We start from the raw sequence: 15,319 nt of genomic DNA, 5'->3' as shown, positions 1-15,319 counted from the left end.
GACAATCAGCTCGCTGACGTCTCGTCCTTGGCCTCGGCCTTTTCCTTCGCCGGCTCGCCCTTGGTGCGCACGCCCGAGATCATCTGCCGCATCTGCCGCACCCGGACGCCATCGGAGATTTCGAACTCGATCTGGTCGTCGTCGACCACCTTGGTCACCTTGCCGACGAGGCCGCCCGACGTCACGATGGTGTCGCCGCGACGGATGTTTTTGACTAGCTCGGCATGATCTTTCACCTTCTTCTGCTGCGGGCGCAGAATCAGGAAGTACATGATCACGAAGATCAGCGCGAACGGCAAAAGCGACATCAACATGCTGTTGGCATCGCCGCCGGCTCCGGCCTGGGCAAACGCAGGAGTAATCAGCATTCGGACAATCCTCGTGAGACGGGAGAAGGACCGGCGACGCCTGGCGCGTCAAGCCCGGTCCGGGCAAATTCGCGCGGACTATAGCGGCGGCCGGCCCAATTGCAACGTTAACAGCCCCTCATTTAGGCCGCTTGCGGCAGCCGCCAAGGCCCGTTAAAGCCTGCCCCGTCAGGAACTGCGCAAATGTCGAAAAAAGCCAAAAAATCAGCGCCTCGCGCCATGCCCAAACTGGCCTCCAAAGGCCCCCGCAAAACCGCGACAAAAGGTCCGGCAAGCGAGCTCAACGGCGACACCGCGGAGCGGATCGCAAACGCCCTGGAGGCGATCTCGCGCCACCTCTCCGCCGCCGCCCCGGACGCGGATGCAAGCGAGCAGCTTGGCGTGGCCGATGCCTTCGTCTGGCATCCGGACGGACGGCTCTCGAAGGTCGCCCGCGTCAGCCGCGTCGAGATCTTCCTGCTCAAGGGGATCGACCGGATGCGCGACATCCTGATCGAAAATACCGAGCGCTTCGCCAATGGGCTGCCCGCCAATAACGCGCTGCTCTGGGGCGCGCGCGGCATGGGGAAGTCGTCTCTCGTGAAGGCCGCACATGCCAGCATCAATCTCGACCGCAAGCCTGCGGATCGGTTGAAGCTGATCGAGATCCATCGCGAGGATATCGAGAGCCTGCCGATGCTGATGGAAGTGCTGCGCGCCTCCGATTTCCGCTTCATCGTGTTCTGCGACGACCTCTCCTTCGACGGCAACGACGCCTCGTACAAGTCGCTGAAGGCAGTGCTGGAGGGCGGCATCGAGGGACGTCCCGAGAACGTCATCCTTTATGCCACTTCCAACCGCAGGCATTTGCTCGCGCGTGAGATGATCGAGAACGAGCGCTCGACCGCGATCAATCCCGGCGAAGCGGTCGAGGAGAAGGTCTCATTGTCCGACCGCTTCGGCCTGTGGCTCGGCTTCCACCGCTGTAGTCAGGATGAATACCTCGCCATGGTCAGAGGCTATTGCGACCATTTCGGCATCAAGATCGATGGCGAGGAATTGGAGCGCGAGGCACTGGAATGGTCGACCACCCGCGGCTCCCGCTCCGGCCGCGTCGCGTGGCAGTTCACGCAGGAATTGGCCGGCCGGCTCGGCGTGAGGCTGACGGGCAAGTAGCGGGAAGTCTTGAGGCACTAACAGCCGTCATTCCCCGCGAAGGCGGGGAATCCAGTACGCCGCGGCCTCTCGACTCAACTACGACTGTCTCTGGAATACTGGATCGCCCGGTCAAGCCGGGCGATGACAGCGCATCTGCGGAGAGTGATAGTCCCGCGAACTCGCGCCTCACGCCCCGTTGAGGAATTGCAGCGGGTCGACCGGGGATGATCCCTTGCGGATCTCGAAGTGAAGCTGCGGCGAAGTCACCTCTCCCGACTGGCCCGACTTGGCAATCACCTGACCGCGCTTGATCGTATCGCCGCGCTTCACGAGCAGCTCACTCGCATGGGCATATGCGGTGACGTAGCCGTTGGAGTGCCGCACCAGGACCAGATTGCCATAACCCTTCAGTTCGTTGCCGGAATAGGCGACGACGCCATCCTCGGCGGCCTTCACCGGCGTGCCCTCGGGCACTGCGAGGTTGATGCCGTCATTGGACTTGCCGTTGGTCTTGGCGCCATAGCCGGTGATCACCTTGCCGCGGGCCGGCCAGCGGAAGGTCGGCAACGAGCTGGTGGTCTCGCTCGGCTTGACCGCCACCGGTTCGGCGGCCGGAGCAGGCTGTTCGACATTCGCCGCGGGCTGGACCAGCCGGGCGCTTTGCGGCTGCGCGGTCGCAACCACCTTCGGTGCCGGAGCAGCTGGCACGGGAGCCGGTGCCAATGCGGGTGCCGGCGCTGCGGGCGCAGCCGCGGCCGTCTTGGCGCCCGGGACGGTCAATTTCATGCCAAGGCTGAGCTTGGCCGACTGATCGAGATGGTTGGCCTTCGCAAGCTCGGCCGGCGAGACGTGATGCTGGCGCGCGATGCTGTGCAGCGTGTCGCCCTTGTTCACGTAATGGACGCCTCCGGCAGTGGCTGCGACGGCGACCGGCTTGCTCACCGGCGGCGCGACAGCAGGTGCTGGCGCTGCCGCCACCGCAGCCGGGCGCGGGATGACAAGCTGCTGGCCGGGCGACAGCGCGCGCGGCCCCTTGTAGCCGTTGGCGCGCAGGATTTCGGCGGTCGAGACGTTGTAGCGCTTCGACAGCACGTCCAGCGTATCGCTGGTGCCGACGATGATCGTGGTGCCGCCGTGGCCTGCGGGCGCGCGCGCCACCGACTGCGGCACGGTCCCCGTGGCCTCAAGGCGCGGCGGTTGTTGTGGCGGAGCATAGGATGCCACGCCCCGCCCGCCTCCTGACACGCCGGAGTTGGAGACCGGATAGGATTGCGGCGCAGCAACCGGCGGCGGCAGCGGCTGGGATTGATAGGACTGCGACTGCGAATACGGCGATTGCGGCCGTGCATATTGCGGCAGCTCACGCCGCTCGACCGGCTGCTGCGGCACCGAGCCGGTCGCCTGGGGCTCGAAGGCGAAAGGATTGTTGGAATAGGAGTTTTGCGAGAAGCGCGTCGACATGTCGCCGCTGCACCCGGCAAAACCGACCGACATCAGCGCCAGCACCGCCACCTGCGGGACGCGGCGCGAGCGAAGCAACTCGACGACAGCGGACATGGTTACTCACTCGTACGCAACAAAATACTGTTTTGAGTAAACACGTACCGAGTAAACAAGCGCTTAACCTTCGGAATAAGGTATTGGCGCGAGGCAGCAATCCCCAGACTCTACAGTTCCCGCGCCACCCCCGGCAGGGCCGGCACGAAGCGCACGTCGACCAATTCCTTGCGCTCGAAGCCGGTCTCGGTCCTGATCACCCGGACCAGCGTCTGGGTACCATGGTGTGGGCCGACCGGCGCGATCAGGATGCCGCCGACCTCGAGCCGCTGCAAAAGCTTCTCCGGAATCTGCTCCATCGCGGCGGTGACGATGATGCGGTCGAAATCGCCGGCGCCCGCGGGCACGTCGAAGCCATCGCCGAGCATGACCTCGATATTGTAGTAGCCGAGCTTCTCCAGCCGCTGGCGGGCGGTATCGGCCAATGTCCGGTAGCGCTCGATCGTCAGCACATGCTTGCACAGCCGCGAGAGGACCGCGGCATGGTAGCCGGAGCCGGTGCCGATCTCGAGCACCCGGTGCTCCCGGTTGAGCTGGAGCTGTTCGGTCATGTAGGCGACGACGAAGGGCTGGCTGATGGTCTGCCCGCAGGCGATGCCGAGCGCGCTGTCGCGGTAGGCATGGTCGCGGTCATTGGCCGCGACAAAGCGCTCGCGCGGCACCTCCTCCATCGCACGAAGCACCGACTGGTCGCTGATGCCGCGCCGCCTCAGCGCGAGCTGAAACATCATTTTCTCGGGCGGCTCAGATGTGCTGGCCATAGCGGGTCTCGTAAGCTTGCTGCGCGGCACGGTTGCCGAGCACGATCCTAGCCGATTAATGCCACACCAACTCGAAATCCCGCGTTGAGGAAAATTTCCCTCACGATCGCGTTCCCTCCCCGGAACCATAGCCATGACGCGGCGTTGGCGAGCAAGTATTTTATTCCCCATATGATCGGCGACGACGCACGATCGAGGCTCTGTGAGGCGAGCATGAGCGCGAACGTTTACGTTGCGCCTGCGGGAGATATTTGCGAACGTGGCGCGGGGACAGGCAAGGATTCCGACATGACTACCGCACGGCCTGAGGGCTGTTCTGTGTTTCTCGTCGAAGACGAGGTCATGATCCGGATGATGGTCGCCGACATGCTGGAAGAACTGGGTCACAGCGTGGCGGCCGAGGCCGGGGAAATTTCAGAAGCGGTCAAGCTCGCGCAATCGACCGAGTTCGACCTCGCGATCCTCGATGTCAATGTCAACGGCAAGGTGATCACGCCCGTCGCCGAACTGATCAACGCGCGCAATCGTCCCTTCATTTTCGCGACCGGCTATGGCTCTTCGGGCCTGCCGGAGGAATATCGCGATCGGCCCGCGCTGCAGAAGCCATTCCAGCTTGAAACGCTCGCCCAATTGATCGACAGCACGCTGAAGAGCGCGCCGGTCTAGCGTCGAATCCGTAGCCCGGATGGAGCGAACGGTAATCCGGGACTATGCGTGCATGTGTGGATTCACCGGACCCGGATTGCGCTTCGCTCCATCCGGGCTACGAAGCCTATTTCAGCGTCGACGTCAGCGTTTCCGAGAACGCTTCATCGGTGCGGTCGAGCCGCAACGGCGTGACCGACACATAGCGCGCCGCTAGTGCCGCGAGATCGGTGCCTTCCGCCGGCGTGTCCATCATCGCCGTGCGCTCAAAACCGATCCAGAAATACGGATTGCCGCGGCCATCGCGGCGCTCATCGATCTTCAGGAAACCGAGATTGCGCTTGCCCTGCCGGGTGACGCGGATGCCCTTGACGTCCTCCGGCACGCAGGCCGGGAAATTGACATTGATCACGGTGTTCTTGGGGATGCCGGCATCCATCACCTTGCGCACGATGTCGGGGCCGAATTGCAGCGCGGTGTCCCAGAGCGGCTTTTCACGGGTCTCGAGGCTGAATTCCTGCGACAGCGCAAATGACGGCAGGCCCAGTATGGTGCCCTCGAGTGCGCCGGCGATGGTGCCGGAATAGACCACGTCCTCGGCGACGTTGCGGCCCTTGTTGACGCCCGACAGCACGAGATCCGGCAGTTTCGGACCGAGGATATGGCGCGCGCCCATGATCACGCAGTCCGTCGGCGTCCCCCGGACGGCGAAGTGGCGCGGGCCGATCTCGCGCAGCCGCAAGGGATCGTTCAGGGACAGCGAATGCGACACGCCAGACTGGTCGAGCTCCGGCGCCACGATCCAGACGTCGTCGGACAAAGTGCGCGCGATCTGCTCGACGACCTTCAACCCGGGCGCGTGGATGCCGTCATCATTGGTGCAGAGAATTCGCATCCGTTCAAAATGCCCTGTTCGATCGCCTGTCTTGCCAAAGGTCTTAACCGGCAAACGCCGCAGAGGCAAACCCCGGCGATTTGCGGGTTCTTACCGCTTCATCCGGACACGCCAGGGTCGCAGGAATTTGGCGCTGCCCGCGATCCGAAGCTGAAATCCTGTGGTTTTCGGCGGTAGCGCCTCAATGGCTCCAGCCGTCGCAACGTCCACTTTCTCGACGACCAGCGGCTCGGGCGCCGAATCGACCTCAGCGGTTACAAGCGGTTTCGTGTGGCGCTGCCGCGCGACCCAAAGCCCTTTGCCAAAATCGACCGGATCGAACCATTTCTGCGCACCCAAATCGCCCGCGAGCCCCTCGTCCCAGAGCCGTGCGATCTCGATATCGAACTTTCCGCCGTGCCGTTGATCGATGAGCTGCATCCCGAAACCGGTGACGGCCCACTGCCGTCCGATCCAGTAGATGTCGCGATGCAGCGCCATCTTGCAGGTTCACTTCATGTGTCGTGCTCGATCACTTTCAAGCCGCCCATATAGGGCTGCAGCACGTCGGGAACGGCAATCGAGCCGTCCTGCTGCTGATAGTTTTCCATCACGGCGATCAGCGCTCGGCCGACCGCGGTGCCGGAGCCGTTCAGCGTATGCACGAAGCGCGGCTTGCCGTCGCCGGCACGATAGCGCGCATCCATTCGCCGGGCCTGGAAATCGCCGCAGACCGAACAGCTCGAGATTTCACGATACGCGCCACCGTCGCCCTGACCTGAAAATTGTCCTGGCATCCACACTTCGATGTCGTAGGTCTTCTGCGCGGAGAAGCCCATGTCGCCGGCGCACAGCGTCATCACGCGATAATGCAGGTCGAGCTGGCGCAGCACTTCCTCGGCGCAGGCCAGCATGCGCTCATGTTCGTCGCGGCTGGTCTCCGGCGTCGTGATCGAGACCAGCTCGACCTTCGTGAACTGGTGCTGGCGGATCATGCCGCGCGTGTCGCGGCCGGCGGCGCCCGCTTCGGCGCGGAAGCAGGGCGTGAGCGCGGTCAACCGCATCGGCAGCTCTTTTTCGTCGACGATGGATTCGCGGACGAGATTGGTCAGCGAGACCTCGGCGGTCGGGATCAGTCCGAGACGTTCGCTCTTCAGCCGCTCTTCACCGGCAGTCAGCAATTCGCCCTTGATCGCCCAGAACTGATCGTCCTCGAATTTCGGCAATTGCCCGGTGCCGAACATCACCTCGTTGCGCACCAGGAGCGGCGGATTGATTTCGGTGTAGCCGTGCTCATTGGTATGCAGGTCGAGCATGAATTGCCCGATCGCCCGCTCCAGCCGCGCCAATCCCTTCTTCAGTACGACAAAGCGTGCGCCCGACAATTTCGCGGCCGCTTCGAAATCCATGTAGCCGAGAGCGCCGCCGAGATCGTCATGCGGCTTCGGCGCAAAACCGTACTGACGCGGCGCGCCGAATACGTGGTGCTGCACGTTGCCGTGCTCGTCGACGCCATCAGGCACATCCTGCGCCGGCAAGTTCGGAAGCGCGGCAAGTTGCGTGTTCAGCTCCTCATCGGCCGCCTTCGCGGCGGTCTCAAGCTCGGGCAGCGAGGTCTTGAGCTCCGCGACTTCAGCCATCAGCTTCGCCGCGCGCGCCTCGTCCTTGGCTTTCTTGGCTTCGCCGATCTCCTTGGACGCCGCATTGCGCCGTGCCTGCGCCTGCTCGGACGCCAGAATTGCCGCGCGGCGTTTCTCGTCGATCGCAAGCAGCGACGGCGACAGGGGCGCAAACCCGCGCCGTTTCATTCCGACGTCGAAAGCCTCGGGATTGTCGCGGATCGCTTTGATGTCGTGCATGACCACATTCCTACGTCATGGCCGGGCTTGTCCCGGCCATCCACGCCTCGATTGCACGGTCTGTAAAAGACGTGGATGCCCTGGACAAGCCCGGGCATGACGAATAACGCCCTACTCGGCCGGATTGGTGGCGCTGGGCGTGCCGCCGGTCGAGGTTCGGGCGGCGGCTGCCTTCTTCTCCACCACGCGCACGGCGATGATGGCGCCCTCGTAGAGCGCCAGCAAGGGGATCGCGAGCGAGGCCTGGCTCAGCACGTCCGGCGGGGTCAGGACCGCGGCAATGATGAAAGCGATGACGATGAAATAGCGCCGCTTCTCGCGCAGCATCTGCGAGGTCACGATGCCGATGCGGCCAAGCAGCGTCAGGATCACCGGGAGCTGGAAGGCGATGCCGAAGGCGAAGATCAGCGACATCATCAGCGACAGATATTCGCCGACCTTCGGCAGGAGCTGGATCTGCGCGGTCTCCGCGCCGCCCATCTGCTGCATGCCCAGCGAGAACCGCACCAGCATCGGCAGCACCACGAAATAGACCAGCATCGCGCCGGCCACGAAGAACACGGGAGTGGCGATCAGATATGGCAGGAACGCGTTGCGCTCGTGCCGATAAAGCCCGGGCGCCACGAACTTGTAGATCTGGGTTGCGACGATCGGGAACGAGATGAAGCCGGCGCCGAACAGCGCAAGCTTGAGCTGCGTGATGAAATATTCCAGCAGCGCGGTGTAGATGAATTTCGAGTTCTCAGGCCCGGCGACCCAGACGAACGGCCACACCAGCACGTTGTAGATCTGCTTGGCGAAGAAGAAGCAGAAGATGAAGGCCACGCCGAATCCGAGCAGCGCCTTGATCAGCCGCGAGCGCAGCTCGATCAGGTGGTCCATCAACGGTGCCTTGCTGGCTTCGATGTCTTCGGCGCTCATGACGCTTTCGCGCTCTTTTGCACGTCGGGCGCCTCAGGTGCGTCCTGCGGCACTGCCGGTTGCGGCTCAGCCTCTTTGACGATCGCGAGCGGCTCGTTCGCCGCCGCGTGCGCTTCGGCTTCGACAAAGGTCTCCGGCGTAGGCGCGGCCGGCGTCGTTGGAATTACCGGCGTATCGCCCGCCGATGCCGGCGGCAGAGCGGCCGGCGCATCCGCAGGCTTGGCCTCCGCGGGCTTCTCGATGTCGCCGATCTGCAGGGCGTCGTTCACGTCCTTCTGCAGTGACGTCATGACATTCCCGCTGGTAATGCCCGTGGCGGCTTCCCTGACGTCGTCAAAGCCCTTCTTGAGCTCGGCCATCTCGGCCTCGCGCATGGCTTCCTGGAACTGGCCCTGGAATTCAGCAGCCATCCGGCGTGCCTTGCCCATCCACTGGCCCACCATCCGGAGCACGCCGGGGAGTTCTTTCGGGCCGATGGCGATCAGCGCGACGACCGCGATGACGACCAGTTCACTCCACCCGATGTCGAACATGAAAGATTCCGCTCACGCGCGCAAACAACCCCGGCCCTTGTAACAGGATTTGGGGTCGCACGTGTTTTTTCTCAACGAACGTCCATAGCGTTTTCAAGCGACATGGTCACCGGTTCGCGTGAAGAAAACGCGTCAGACAAGCCTTAGACAGCCTTGCTGCCGACGTCCGACCGTGCTGCCGACGGCGCCGCATTGTGATCAATGGACTTCACCGGCTCGGCGGGCTTTTCCGCAGTCTTGTCATCGTCCTGCATGCCCTTCTTGAAGGCCTTGATGCCCTGCGCGACATCGCCCATCAGGTCGGAAATCTTGCCGCGGCCAAACAGCAGCAGGACCACTGCGATCACGACGATCCAGTGCCAAATGCTAAGCGAACCCATCCTGCAAACCCTCCAAACGTGACCGGCGCACCGGCCGAAGCTTCGAGCGGAAAGTAGGCCCGCAGGGCGTCAAAAACAAGGACTCAAGCCGCGGCAAATCGCTGTCGCGGCTACGCAATATTGCTACCGTTAACCTGCTGCGTTCCGGCTGCGGGGGTCAGGCTGAATCCTTGCCATCACCCTCTGAAGGGCCACCGCCCTCTGACTCCGAATCCTTGCCGCCGCCCTCCTCGGGCTCGGCAACCGGCGCCAGGAACAGTTCCAGATTGTCGCCGGGCTCGAGCGGGTCCTCATCCTCGCGAAGCGTCGGATCGTCCGATGGCGTCGGGACATTGAAGCCGGACGGCAGGCGCGAATCCAAGAGACCGGTTCCCTTCAGCTCGTCGAGACCGGGCAGGTCGCCGAGCGCCTCCAGGCTGAACTGCGAGAGGAACGCTTCCGTCGTGCCGAAGGTGAGCGGCCGTCCCGGCGTCTTGCGACGCCCGCGGGGGCGGATCCAGCCGGTTTCCAGGAGCACGTCGAGCGTGCCCTTGGAGGTGACCACGCCGCGGATCTCCTCGATCTCGGCGCGGGTCACCGGCTGGTGATAGGCGACGATCGCCAGCACCTCGATCGCCGCGCGCGAGAGTTTTTTCGTCTCCGTGGTCTCGCGCGTCATCAGCCAAGCGAGATCGCCGGCGGTGCGGAAGGTCCATTTGTTGGCGACGCGCACCAGATTGACCCCGCGCGGGGCGTATTCCGCCTGCAGTTGCGCCAGCGCGGCCTTGACATCGACGCCCTCGGGCATGCGCTTGGCCAAGGTTGCCTGGTCGATCGGCTCGGCGGAGGCAAACAGCAGGGCTTCCAGAAGCCGCAATTCCTCGGGCCGCGCCTGCGGATCGGTGACGTGCTCCTCGGCATCTTCCATGCGCTTTTCCGCCAGGCTTGCCATGGCTCGGTCTCCTTCTTCCACTTACTCAGCCGTAATGTCCGGCGCGGTGGCACCGGGCACTTGCGGCAAACGCTTACGAAAATAGAGCGGCGCAAACGCTCGGCTCTGGTTCAGCTCCATCTCGCCTTCCCGCACCAATTCCAGCGCGGCGGCGAAACTCGACGCGAACACGGTCGCCCGCTGCGACGGTTCGACGACGTAGTCCATCAGGAATTCGTCGAGGCAATTCCAGTGCTCGTTATCGGCCGCACCGACGAGGCGTTCCAGCGAGGCGCGCGCTTCGGCAAGCGACCACACCGTGCGCTTGGTCAGATGCACGCTGGCCAGCACCCGCTGCTGGCGCTGCACGGCGTAAGCCGTGAGCAGGTCGTAGAGCGTCGCGGTGAATTTCGGATGCTTGATCTCGGCGATGGACTCCGGATTGCCGCGCGGAAAGATATCGCGCTGGAACTGCGGCCGGTTCATCAGCCGGTTCGCCGCTTCCCGGATCGCCTCGAGCCGCCGCAGCCGGTTGGCGAGCGCGGTCGCCATCTCCTCGGCGCTCGGCCCTTCCGCCGCCGGCGGCTCCGGCAACAACAGCCGCGATTTCAGGTAGGCGAGCCAGGCCGCCATGACCAGATAATCGGCGGCAAGCTCCAGCCGGATCTTCCGCGCCGCCTCGATGAACTGCAGGTACTGGTCCGCGAGCGCCAGGATCGAGATCTTGGACAGGTCGACCTTCTGCTGCCGCGCGAGCGTCAGCAGGAGGTCGAGTGGGCCCTCATAGCCGCCGACGTCGACCACCAGCGCCGGTTCGTCCTCGCTGATTTCAGCCGGCCGGCCGGTCTCAAACGACAGAATTTCCGCGGTCATGCCGTACCTACTTGTCCTATCAAGGCATCCAGTTCGGCCCGTGCCGCCAGCCGGTCGAACGGAAGCGGCGGTTTCCGTGCTGCCAGCGCGCGCTTGGCGCGCTCCAGCGCCTCGCCGGTTAGTTCCGGCGTTTCGCGCGCAACCTCGCGCATCTCGTCGAGCTTGCCGTTGCAGTGCAGGACCATGTCGCAGCCTGCGCTGATGATCGCCCGGGTCCGCTCGGCGATCGATCCCGAGAGCGCGTTCATCGACACGTCATCACTCATTAACAAACCCTGGAACCCGATACCGTCGCGAATCACCTGTTCAATGATTGTCGCAGAAGTCGTCGCCGGTTGGGCGGGGTCCAGCGCACTAAACACAACATGTGCAGTCATCGCCATCGGCAGGTCCGCAAGCGGCCGGAATGCCGCAAAGTCGGTCCGTTCCAGTTCGGGCCTGGCCGTATCGACGGTCGGCAGCCGGAAATGGGTGTCCGCCGTGGCCCGTCCATGACCTGGTATATGTTTCAGCACCGGTAAAATACCACCCTGCTCTAATCCGTCCGTCACGGCGCGGGCAATGGCGGCCACCTTGGCTGGATCGGTTCCATAGGCGCGGTTGCCGATCACGGCGTCGGCGCCTTCGACCGGCACGTCCGCCAGCGGCAGGCAGTCGACGGTGATCCCGAGATCCGCCAGATCGGCGGCAATCAGCCTCGCGCCGAGCCGCGCCGCGGCAAGCCCGAGCTGCGAATCGCGATCGTACAGCGCACCAAACGCCGCCCCGGCGGGATAGACGGGCCAATGCGGCGGTCCAAGCCGCTGAACCCGGCCGCCCTCCTGGTCGATCAGGACCGGCGCCTCGGGTTGACCTACGACTGAACGGCATTCACGAACAAGTGCAGATACTTGATCGGGGGTTTCGACGTTCCGTTTGAACAGGATGAAGCCCCACGGCCGTTCGGCGCGAATGAACTCGCGCTCGGCATCGGTCAGCTCAAACCCGGATACGCCCGTGATGAATGCTCGGTTTACCATGCGGCCGATTAGGCCGCATGTATCCCGAGCGTCAAGGAAACCGCCGTTAATTCCTTTGGATGAGGCACTGCGGCCCGCCGGCAGCCTTCAGGCTGCTGCAAACCTGCGTCGCCTGATCCAGGGAGCTGAACGGACCGGCAAACGCCCGGTAGTACACTCCCTTCTCGCCGAGATCGACGCGCTTCACGAGCAGCGACTGCGAGCCGAGCACGCTTGGATACTTGCCCTGCAGCGCCTTGTAGGAGGCCTGCGCATCCGCCTCGTTCCGTTGCGAGGAGACCTGAACCACATACCCTCCGCTGCTCACGCTCGCGGTGGGATTGGTCGAAGCGACACGGGTTGGCGCCGGATCGGGCTGCGGCGCCCCGGGTGCCAGCGACATCGGCGTGTTGGTGCTCGCGTTGGCCGATTGCGGGTTGCCATGGGACGGGGTCACCGACGCAGTCCGCATGACAGGCGCTGACTTGGCTGGCGGAGGCGGCGCCGACGCCGGCACGCCGGCATCTGCCGAATCGCCCTTGACCGAAAGAGTCCGGATCCGCCGCGGCTCATTGTTCGGCAGCGTACCGCTCGTGGTCAGCGGCGAAGCTGCCGAGGGAGCGACGCTCGCCACCGGCGGCGGGTTGGCATTCTGGTTCAACGGCGGAAACACCACGCGGGGTCCGGTATTTGAGGTGACGTCGACCGGCGTCTCCTCCCGCGAGATGAGCTTTTCCGTGCCGTTGCCGGACGCCATGCGGTCTGGCGCCTTGCCGGCACCGTCAGGCTGAGACATGATCTTGGTCGGGCTGTTATCGGCCTTGATGATCGGCGGCTCGCCGCTGCGGGGCGACCCCACATAGGTCCGGTAGCCAAAGGCTGCGCCGGTGCCCACCACCGCGAGCGCTAGCACGGCCCCTACCGTCATCAGTCCGCTGCTACGCTTCCGCGGCGGAGGCTCCTCGTCTTCGTAAGCGGCGCTCTGATAGGCGTAGGGATCGTCGGGATACGCCGCTTCGCGCTGAAAATCCTGCTCGCCGGCTTCGATCTGGCCATAAAGCGCATCGTCGTAACGCGATGGATCAAGCTGCTGCGCCGGCTCCTCGAGCGGCAACTCCTCGCGATATTCCGGCACCGGCGCGCGATATTCGGGCGTCGGCACCGGCGCCGCCGCGTGTTGCGCGGTGTAGCGATGCAGCGGGTGCACGGCGCTCGGCTGAATATCCGGCTCTTCGTAGTCCTCCGATGGCGCAGCATAGTCCTGCGACGGCGCAGCATATTGCTGCGGCGGCGCGACCTCATGGCGGGCGCGCTGCATCCAGGGCGGTGGGCTGGCCGGCAGGTCCACCTCCTCATCCTCAGCCTGCGGCTGATAGGTCTGCGGCCGGACATTGGCCCGCGACTGCAGCGGATGCGGCGCCGGCTGCGGCTTGGGCGGAGTGGTGGCAAACGGATCGGCTTGTCCGATCAGCCGTGCCAGTTCGGCCAGCGGGTCGTTTTCGGCCCGACCCGTGGCATTGGTGCCGCGATCGTAGTCGAGATCGGCGGGAAAAGTTCGGTTTTGATATCGATCAGCCATCGTGATCTTGCATCCCCTTCGGGACAGCGCCAAGTCGCCTGCAACTTCCTGGTGCGAACGAGTTGGTCCCTGCCAAGTACCCCCACGATCCCCATCGCGAGAGGCTTCGCCCCTGCTGCTACCGCATCTCGGTTGGGGCGTGGACGCCTAGAACAGCTAGACCCGATGCCAGAACCGAGACGACGCCCTGAACCATTGCCAGTCGCGCCCTTGTGATCTCTGCATCATTATTCATAATGAAGCGTAAATAGGGCAGATCGCCCCCTTTGTTCCACAGCGCGTGGAACTCGCTGGCCAAATCATACAGATAAAAGGCGATCCGGTGCGGCTCGTGTGCGACGGCCGCAGCCTCGATCATGCGCGGATAGAGCGCCAACTGCTTGAGCAGGCTGAGTTCTGCCGGATCGGACAGCCGCTCGAGCGCCGCCCCCGAAAGATAATCCCGCCGCGCGCCGTCCTCGTCCGGCAGATCGGGCAAAACCTCCTGCCGCGCGTTACGGAAGACCGAATGGCCGCGGGCATGCCCATACTGGACGTAGAACACGGCATTGTCCTTGGTCTGCTCGATCACCTTGGCGAGGTCGAAATCGAGCACGGCGTCGTTCTTGCGGAACAGCATCATGAAGCGCACCGCGTCCGAGCCGACCTCGTCGACGACTTCGCGCAGCGTCACGAACTCGCCGGCGCGCTTCGACATCTTCACCGGCTCGCCGTCGCGCAGCAGCCGGACGAGTTGCACGATCTTCACGTCGAGCTCCGCCTTGCCGGCGCTCACGGCCTTCACCGCCGCCTGCATGCGCTTGACGTAGCCGCCATGGTCGGCGCCGAACACATCGATCAGATTGTTAAAGCCGCGCTCGAACTTGTTGCGATGGTTGGCGATATCCGACGCGAAATAGGTGTAGGTACCGTCCGACTTGATCAATGGACGATCGACATCGTCGCCATAGGCGGTGGCACGGAACAGCGTCTGCTCGCGGTCCTCGTAATCCTCGACCGGCTTGCCTTTCGGCGGCGGCAGACGTCCCTCGTAGATGTCACCCTTGTCACGCAGGAAATCGATGGTCTCGGCGACCTTGTTGTTGCCGGTCTCGATCAGCGAGCGTTCGGAGAAGAACACGTCGTGCTTGATGTTGAGCGCGGCGAGATCGTCCTTGATCTCAGCCATCATCATCGCGATCGCCTTGTCGCGCACGATCGGCAGCCAGGCGGCCTCGCGCATCGAAAGCAGCTTGTCGCCGTATTCCCTGGCAAGCGCCTGCCCCACCGGCTTCAAATAGTCGCCGGGATAAAGCCCCTCCGGGATCGCGCCGATGTCCTCGCCGAGCGCCTCGCGGTAGCGGAGATAGGCCGAGCGCGCGAGCACGTCGACCTGCGCGCCGGCGTCGTTGACGTAATATTCGCGCGTGACGTCGAATCCTGCGAACTCCAGCAGGCTGCAAAGCGCATCGCCGAACACCGCGCCGCGGCAATGGCCGACGTGCATCGGTCCGGTCGGGTTCGCCGAGACGTACTCGACATTGACCTTCTCGTTGCCGCCCATCGCGCTGCAGCCAAAGCCCACCCCCTCGCGCAGGATCGTGCGCAGCTCGCCGATCCAGACGTGCGGCTTCAAGGTGAGATTGATGAAGCCGGGACCTGCGACGTCGACGGACGCCACCAGTTCGTCTTCCCGCAGCTTCGCCGCGATCTTCTCGGCGAGATCGCGCGGCTTGGCCTTGGCCTCCTTTGCCAGCACCATTGCGGCGTTGGTCGCCATGTCGCCATGGCTGGCCTCCCGCGGCGGCTCGACCACAATGCGCGAAAAATCGGTGCCTTCAGGCCATTGGTCCTCAGCCGCGAGCGCGGCACAGATCGCCCGCACGCGCGCGAGCACATCGGCAAAAAGGTGCGAAGAAGCAGGTTTGTCGGCCATGGGCGCCGC

At 64.1% G+C, this 15,319-nt stretch carries 16 protein-coding genes; 2 read left to right on the top strand and 14 right to left on the bottom strand.

Annotation, left to right across the window (positions count from 1 at the left end; translation table 11 throughout):
- Nucleotides 1-5 precede the first annotated feature (5 nt).
- The gene (gene yajC, locus OZ411_RS05245; RefSeq protein ID WP_130581289.1) at nt 6-368 is read right to left on the bottom strand and encodes a preprotein translocase subunit YajC; all 363 of its coding nucleotides are present in this window, start codon (nt 366-368) and stop codon (nt 6-8) included.
- 183 nt (nt 369-551) lie between these two features.
- Between yajC and OZ411_RS05240 the strand changes: the two genes are divergently transcribed.
- Nucleotides 552-1,523 (top strand): ATP-binding protein, encoded by a 972-nt coding sequence (locus tag OZ411_RS05240; protein ID WP_282527095.1) that lies wholly within the window; start codon nt 552-554, stop codon nt 1,521-1,523.
- A 168-nt stretch (nt 1,524-1,691) separates the two neighbouring features.
- Here OZ411_RS05240 and OZ411_RS05235 read toward each other — a convergent pair whose 3' ends face one another.
- Nucleotides 1,692-3,062 (bottom strand): peptidoglycan DD-metalloendopeptidase family protein, encoded by a 1,371-nt coding sequence (locus OZ411_RS05235; RefSeq protein ID WP_282527094.1) that lies wholly within the window; start codon nt 3,060-3,062, stop codon nt 1,692-1,694.
- A 110-nt stretch (nt 3,063-3,172) separates the two neighbouring features.
- On the bottom strand, nt 3,173-3,823 hold the full coding sequence (locus OZ411_RS05230) for a protein-L-isoaspartate(D-aspartate) O-methyltransferase (RefSeq protein ID WP_282527093.1): 651 nt from the start codon (nt 3,821-3,823) through the stop codon (nt 3,173-3,175).
- Nucleotides 3,824-4,111: 288 nt separating this feature from the next.
- Between OZ411_RS05230 and OZ411_RS05225 the strand changes: the two genes are divergently transcribed.
- Nucleotides 4,112-4,489, top strand: coding sequence for a response regulator (locus OZ411_RS05225; protein ID WP_028165592.1), 378 nt, complete (start codon nt 4,112-4,114; stop codon nt 4,487-4,489).
- Between the two features lie 106 nt (nt 4,490-4,595).
- Here the strand turns inward: OZ411_RS05225 and surE are convergent, their stop codons facing one another.
- From surE to argS, 11 genes are all read right to left on the bottom strand, one after another.
- Nucleotides 4,596-5,363 (bottom strand): 5'/3'-nucleotidase SurE, encoded by a 768-nt coding sequence (gene surE / locus OZ411_RS05220; protein WP_282527092.1) that lies wholly within the window; start codon nt 5,361-5,363, stop codon nt 4,596-4,598.
- 90 nt (nt 5,364-5,453) lie between these two features.
- Nucleotides 5,454-5,843: a hypothetical protein gene (locus tag OZ411_RS05215; protein WP_282527091.1), complete on the bottom strand. Its 390-nt coding sequence runs from the start codon at nt 5,841-5,843 to the stop codon at nt 5,454-5,456.
- A 14-nt stretch (nt 5,844-5,857) separates the two neighbouring features.
- Nucleotides 5,858-7,201 carry a serine--tRNA ligase gene (serS, locus tag OZ411_RS05210; RefSeq protein ID WP_282527090.1) on the bottom strand — a complete coding sequence of 448 codons (1,344 nt, stop codon included), beginning with the start codon at nt 7,199-7,201 and terminating at the stop codon, nt 5,858-5,860.
- A 111-nt stretch (nt 7,202-7,312) separates the two neighbouring features.
- On the bottom strand, nt 7,313-8,122 hold the full coding sequence (gene tatC / locus OZ411_RS05205) for a twin-arginine translocase subunit TatC (protein WP_282527089.1): 810 nt from the start codon (nt 8,120-8,122) through the stop codon (nt 7,313-7,315).
- Nucleotides 8,119-8,655: a Sec-independent protein translocase protein TatB gene (gene tatB, locus OZ411_RS05200; RefSeq protein WP_282527088.1), complete on the bottom strand. Its 537-nt coding sequence runs from the start codon at nt 8,653-8,655 to the stop codon at nt 8,119-8,121. Before tatB ends, tatC begins: the two co-directional genes overlap by 4 nt.
- 143 nt (nt 8,656-8,798) lie before the next feature.
- Entirely contained in the window at nt 8,799-9,035 is a 237-nt protein-coding gene (locus OZ411_RS05195; protein WP_130579159.1) for a twin-arginine translocase TatA/TatE family subunit, read from the bottom strand.
- Between the two features lie 157 nt (nt 9,036-9,192).
- Complete coding sequence (scpB, locus tag OZ411_RS05190) at nt 9,193-9,966, bottom strand: SMC-Scp complex subunit ScpB (protein ID WP_282527087.1); 774 nt, start codon at nt 9,964-9,966, stop codon at nt 9,193-9,195.
- 21 nt (nt 9,967-9,987) lie between these two features.
- Nucleotides 9,988-10,818, bottom strand: coding sequence for a ScpA family protein (locus OZ411_RS05185; protein ID WP_130579157.1), 831 nt, complete (start codon nt 10,816-10,818; stop codon nt 9,988-9,990).
- A complete protein-coding gene (gene nagZ / locus OZ411_RS05180; RefSeq protein WP_282527086.1) occupies nt 10,815-11,837 on the bottom strand; it encodes a beta-N-acetylhexosaminidase in 1,023 nt (340 codons plus the stop codon). Before nagZ ends, OZ411_RS05185 begins: the two co-directional genes overlap by 4 nt.
- A 46-nt stretch (nt 11,838-11,883) precedes the next feature.
- Complete coding sequence (locus tag OZ411_RS05175; protein WP_282527085.1) at nt 11,884-13,395, bottom strand: SPOR domain-containing protein; 1,512 nt, start codon at nt 13,393-13,395, stop codon at nt 11,884-11,886.
- 118 nt (nt 13,396-13,513) lie between these two features.
- Nucleotides 13,514-15,310: an arginine--tRNA ligase gene (gene argS / locus OZ411_RS05170; protein WP_282527084.1), complete on the bottom strand. Its 1,797-nt coding sequence runs from the start codon at nt 15,308-15,310 to the stop codon at nt 13,514-13,516.
- Nucleotides 15,311-15,319 lie beyond the last annotated feature (9 nt).

Source organism: Bradyrhizobium sp. Arg237L (genome assembly GCF_029990105.1).
Taxonomy (GTDB): Bacteria; Pseudomonadota; Alphaproteobacteria; order Rhizobiales; family Xanthobacteraceae; genus Bradyrhizobium.
Note: the sequence above shows the minus strand (reverse complement) of the source record. Positions and strands in the feature narration are given on the sequence as shown.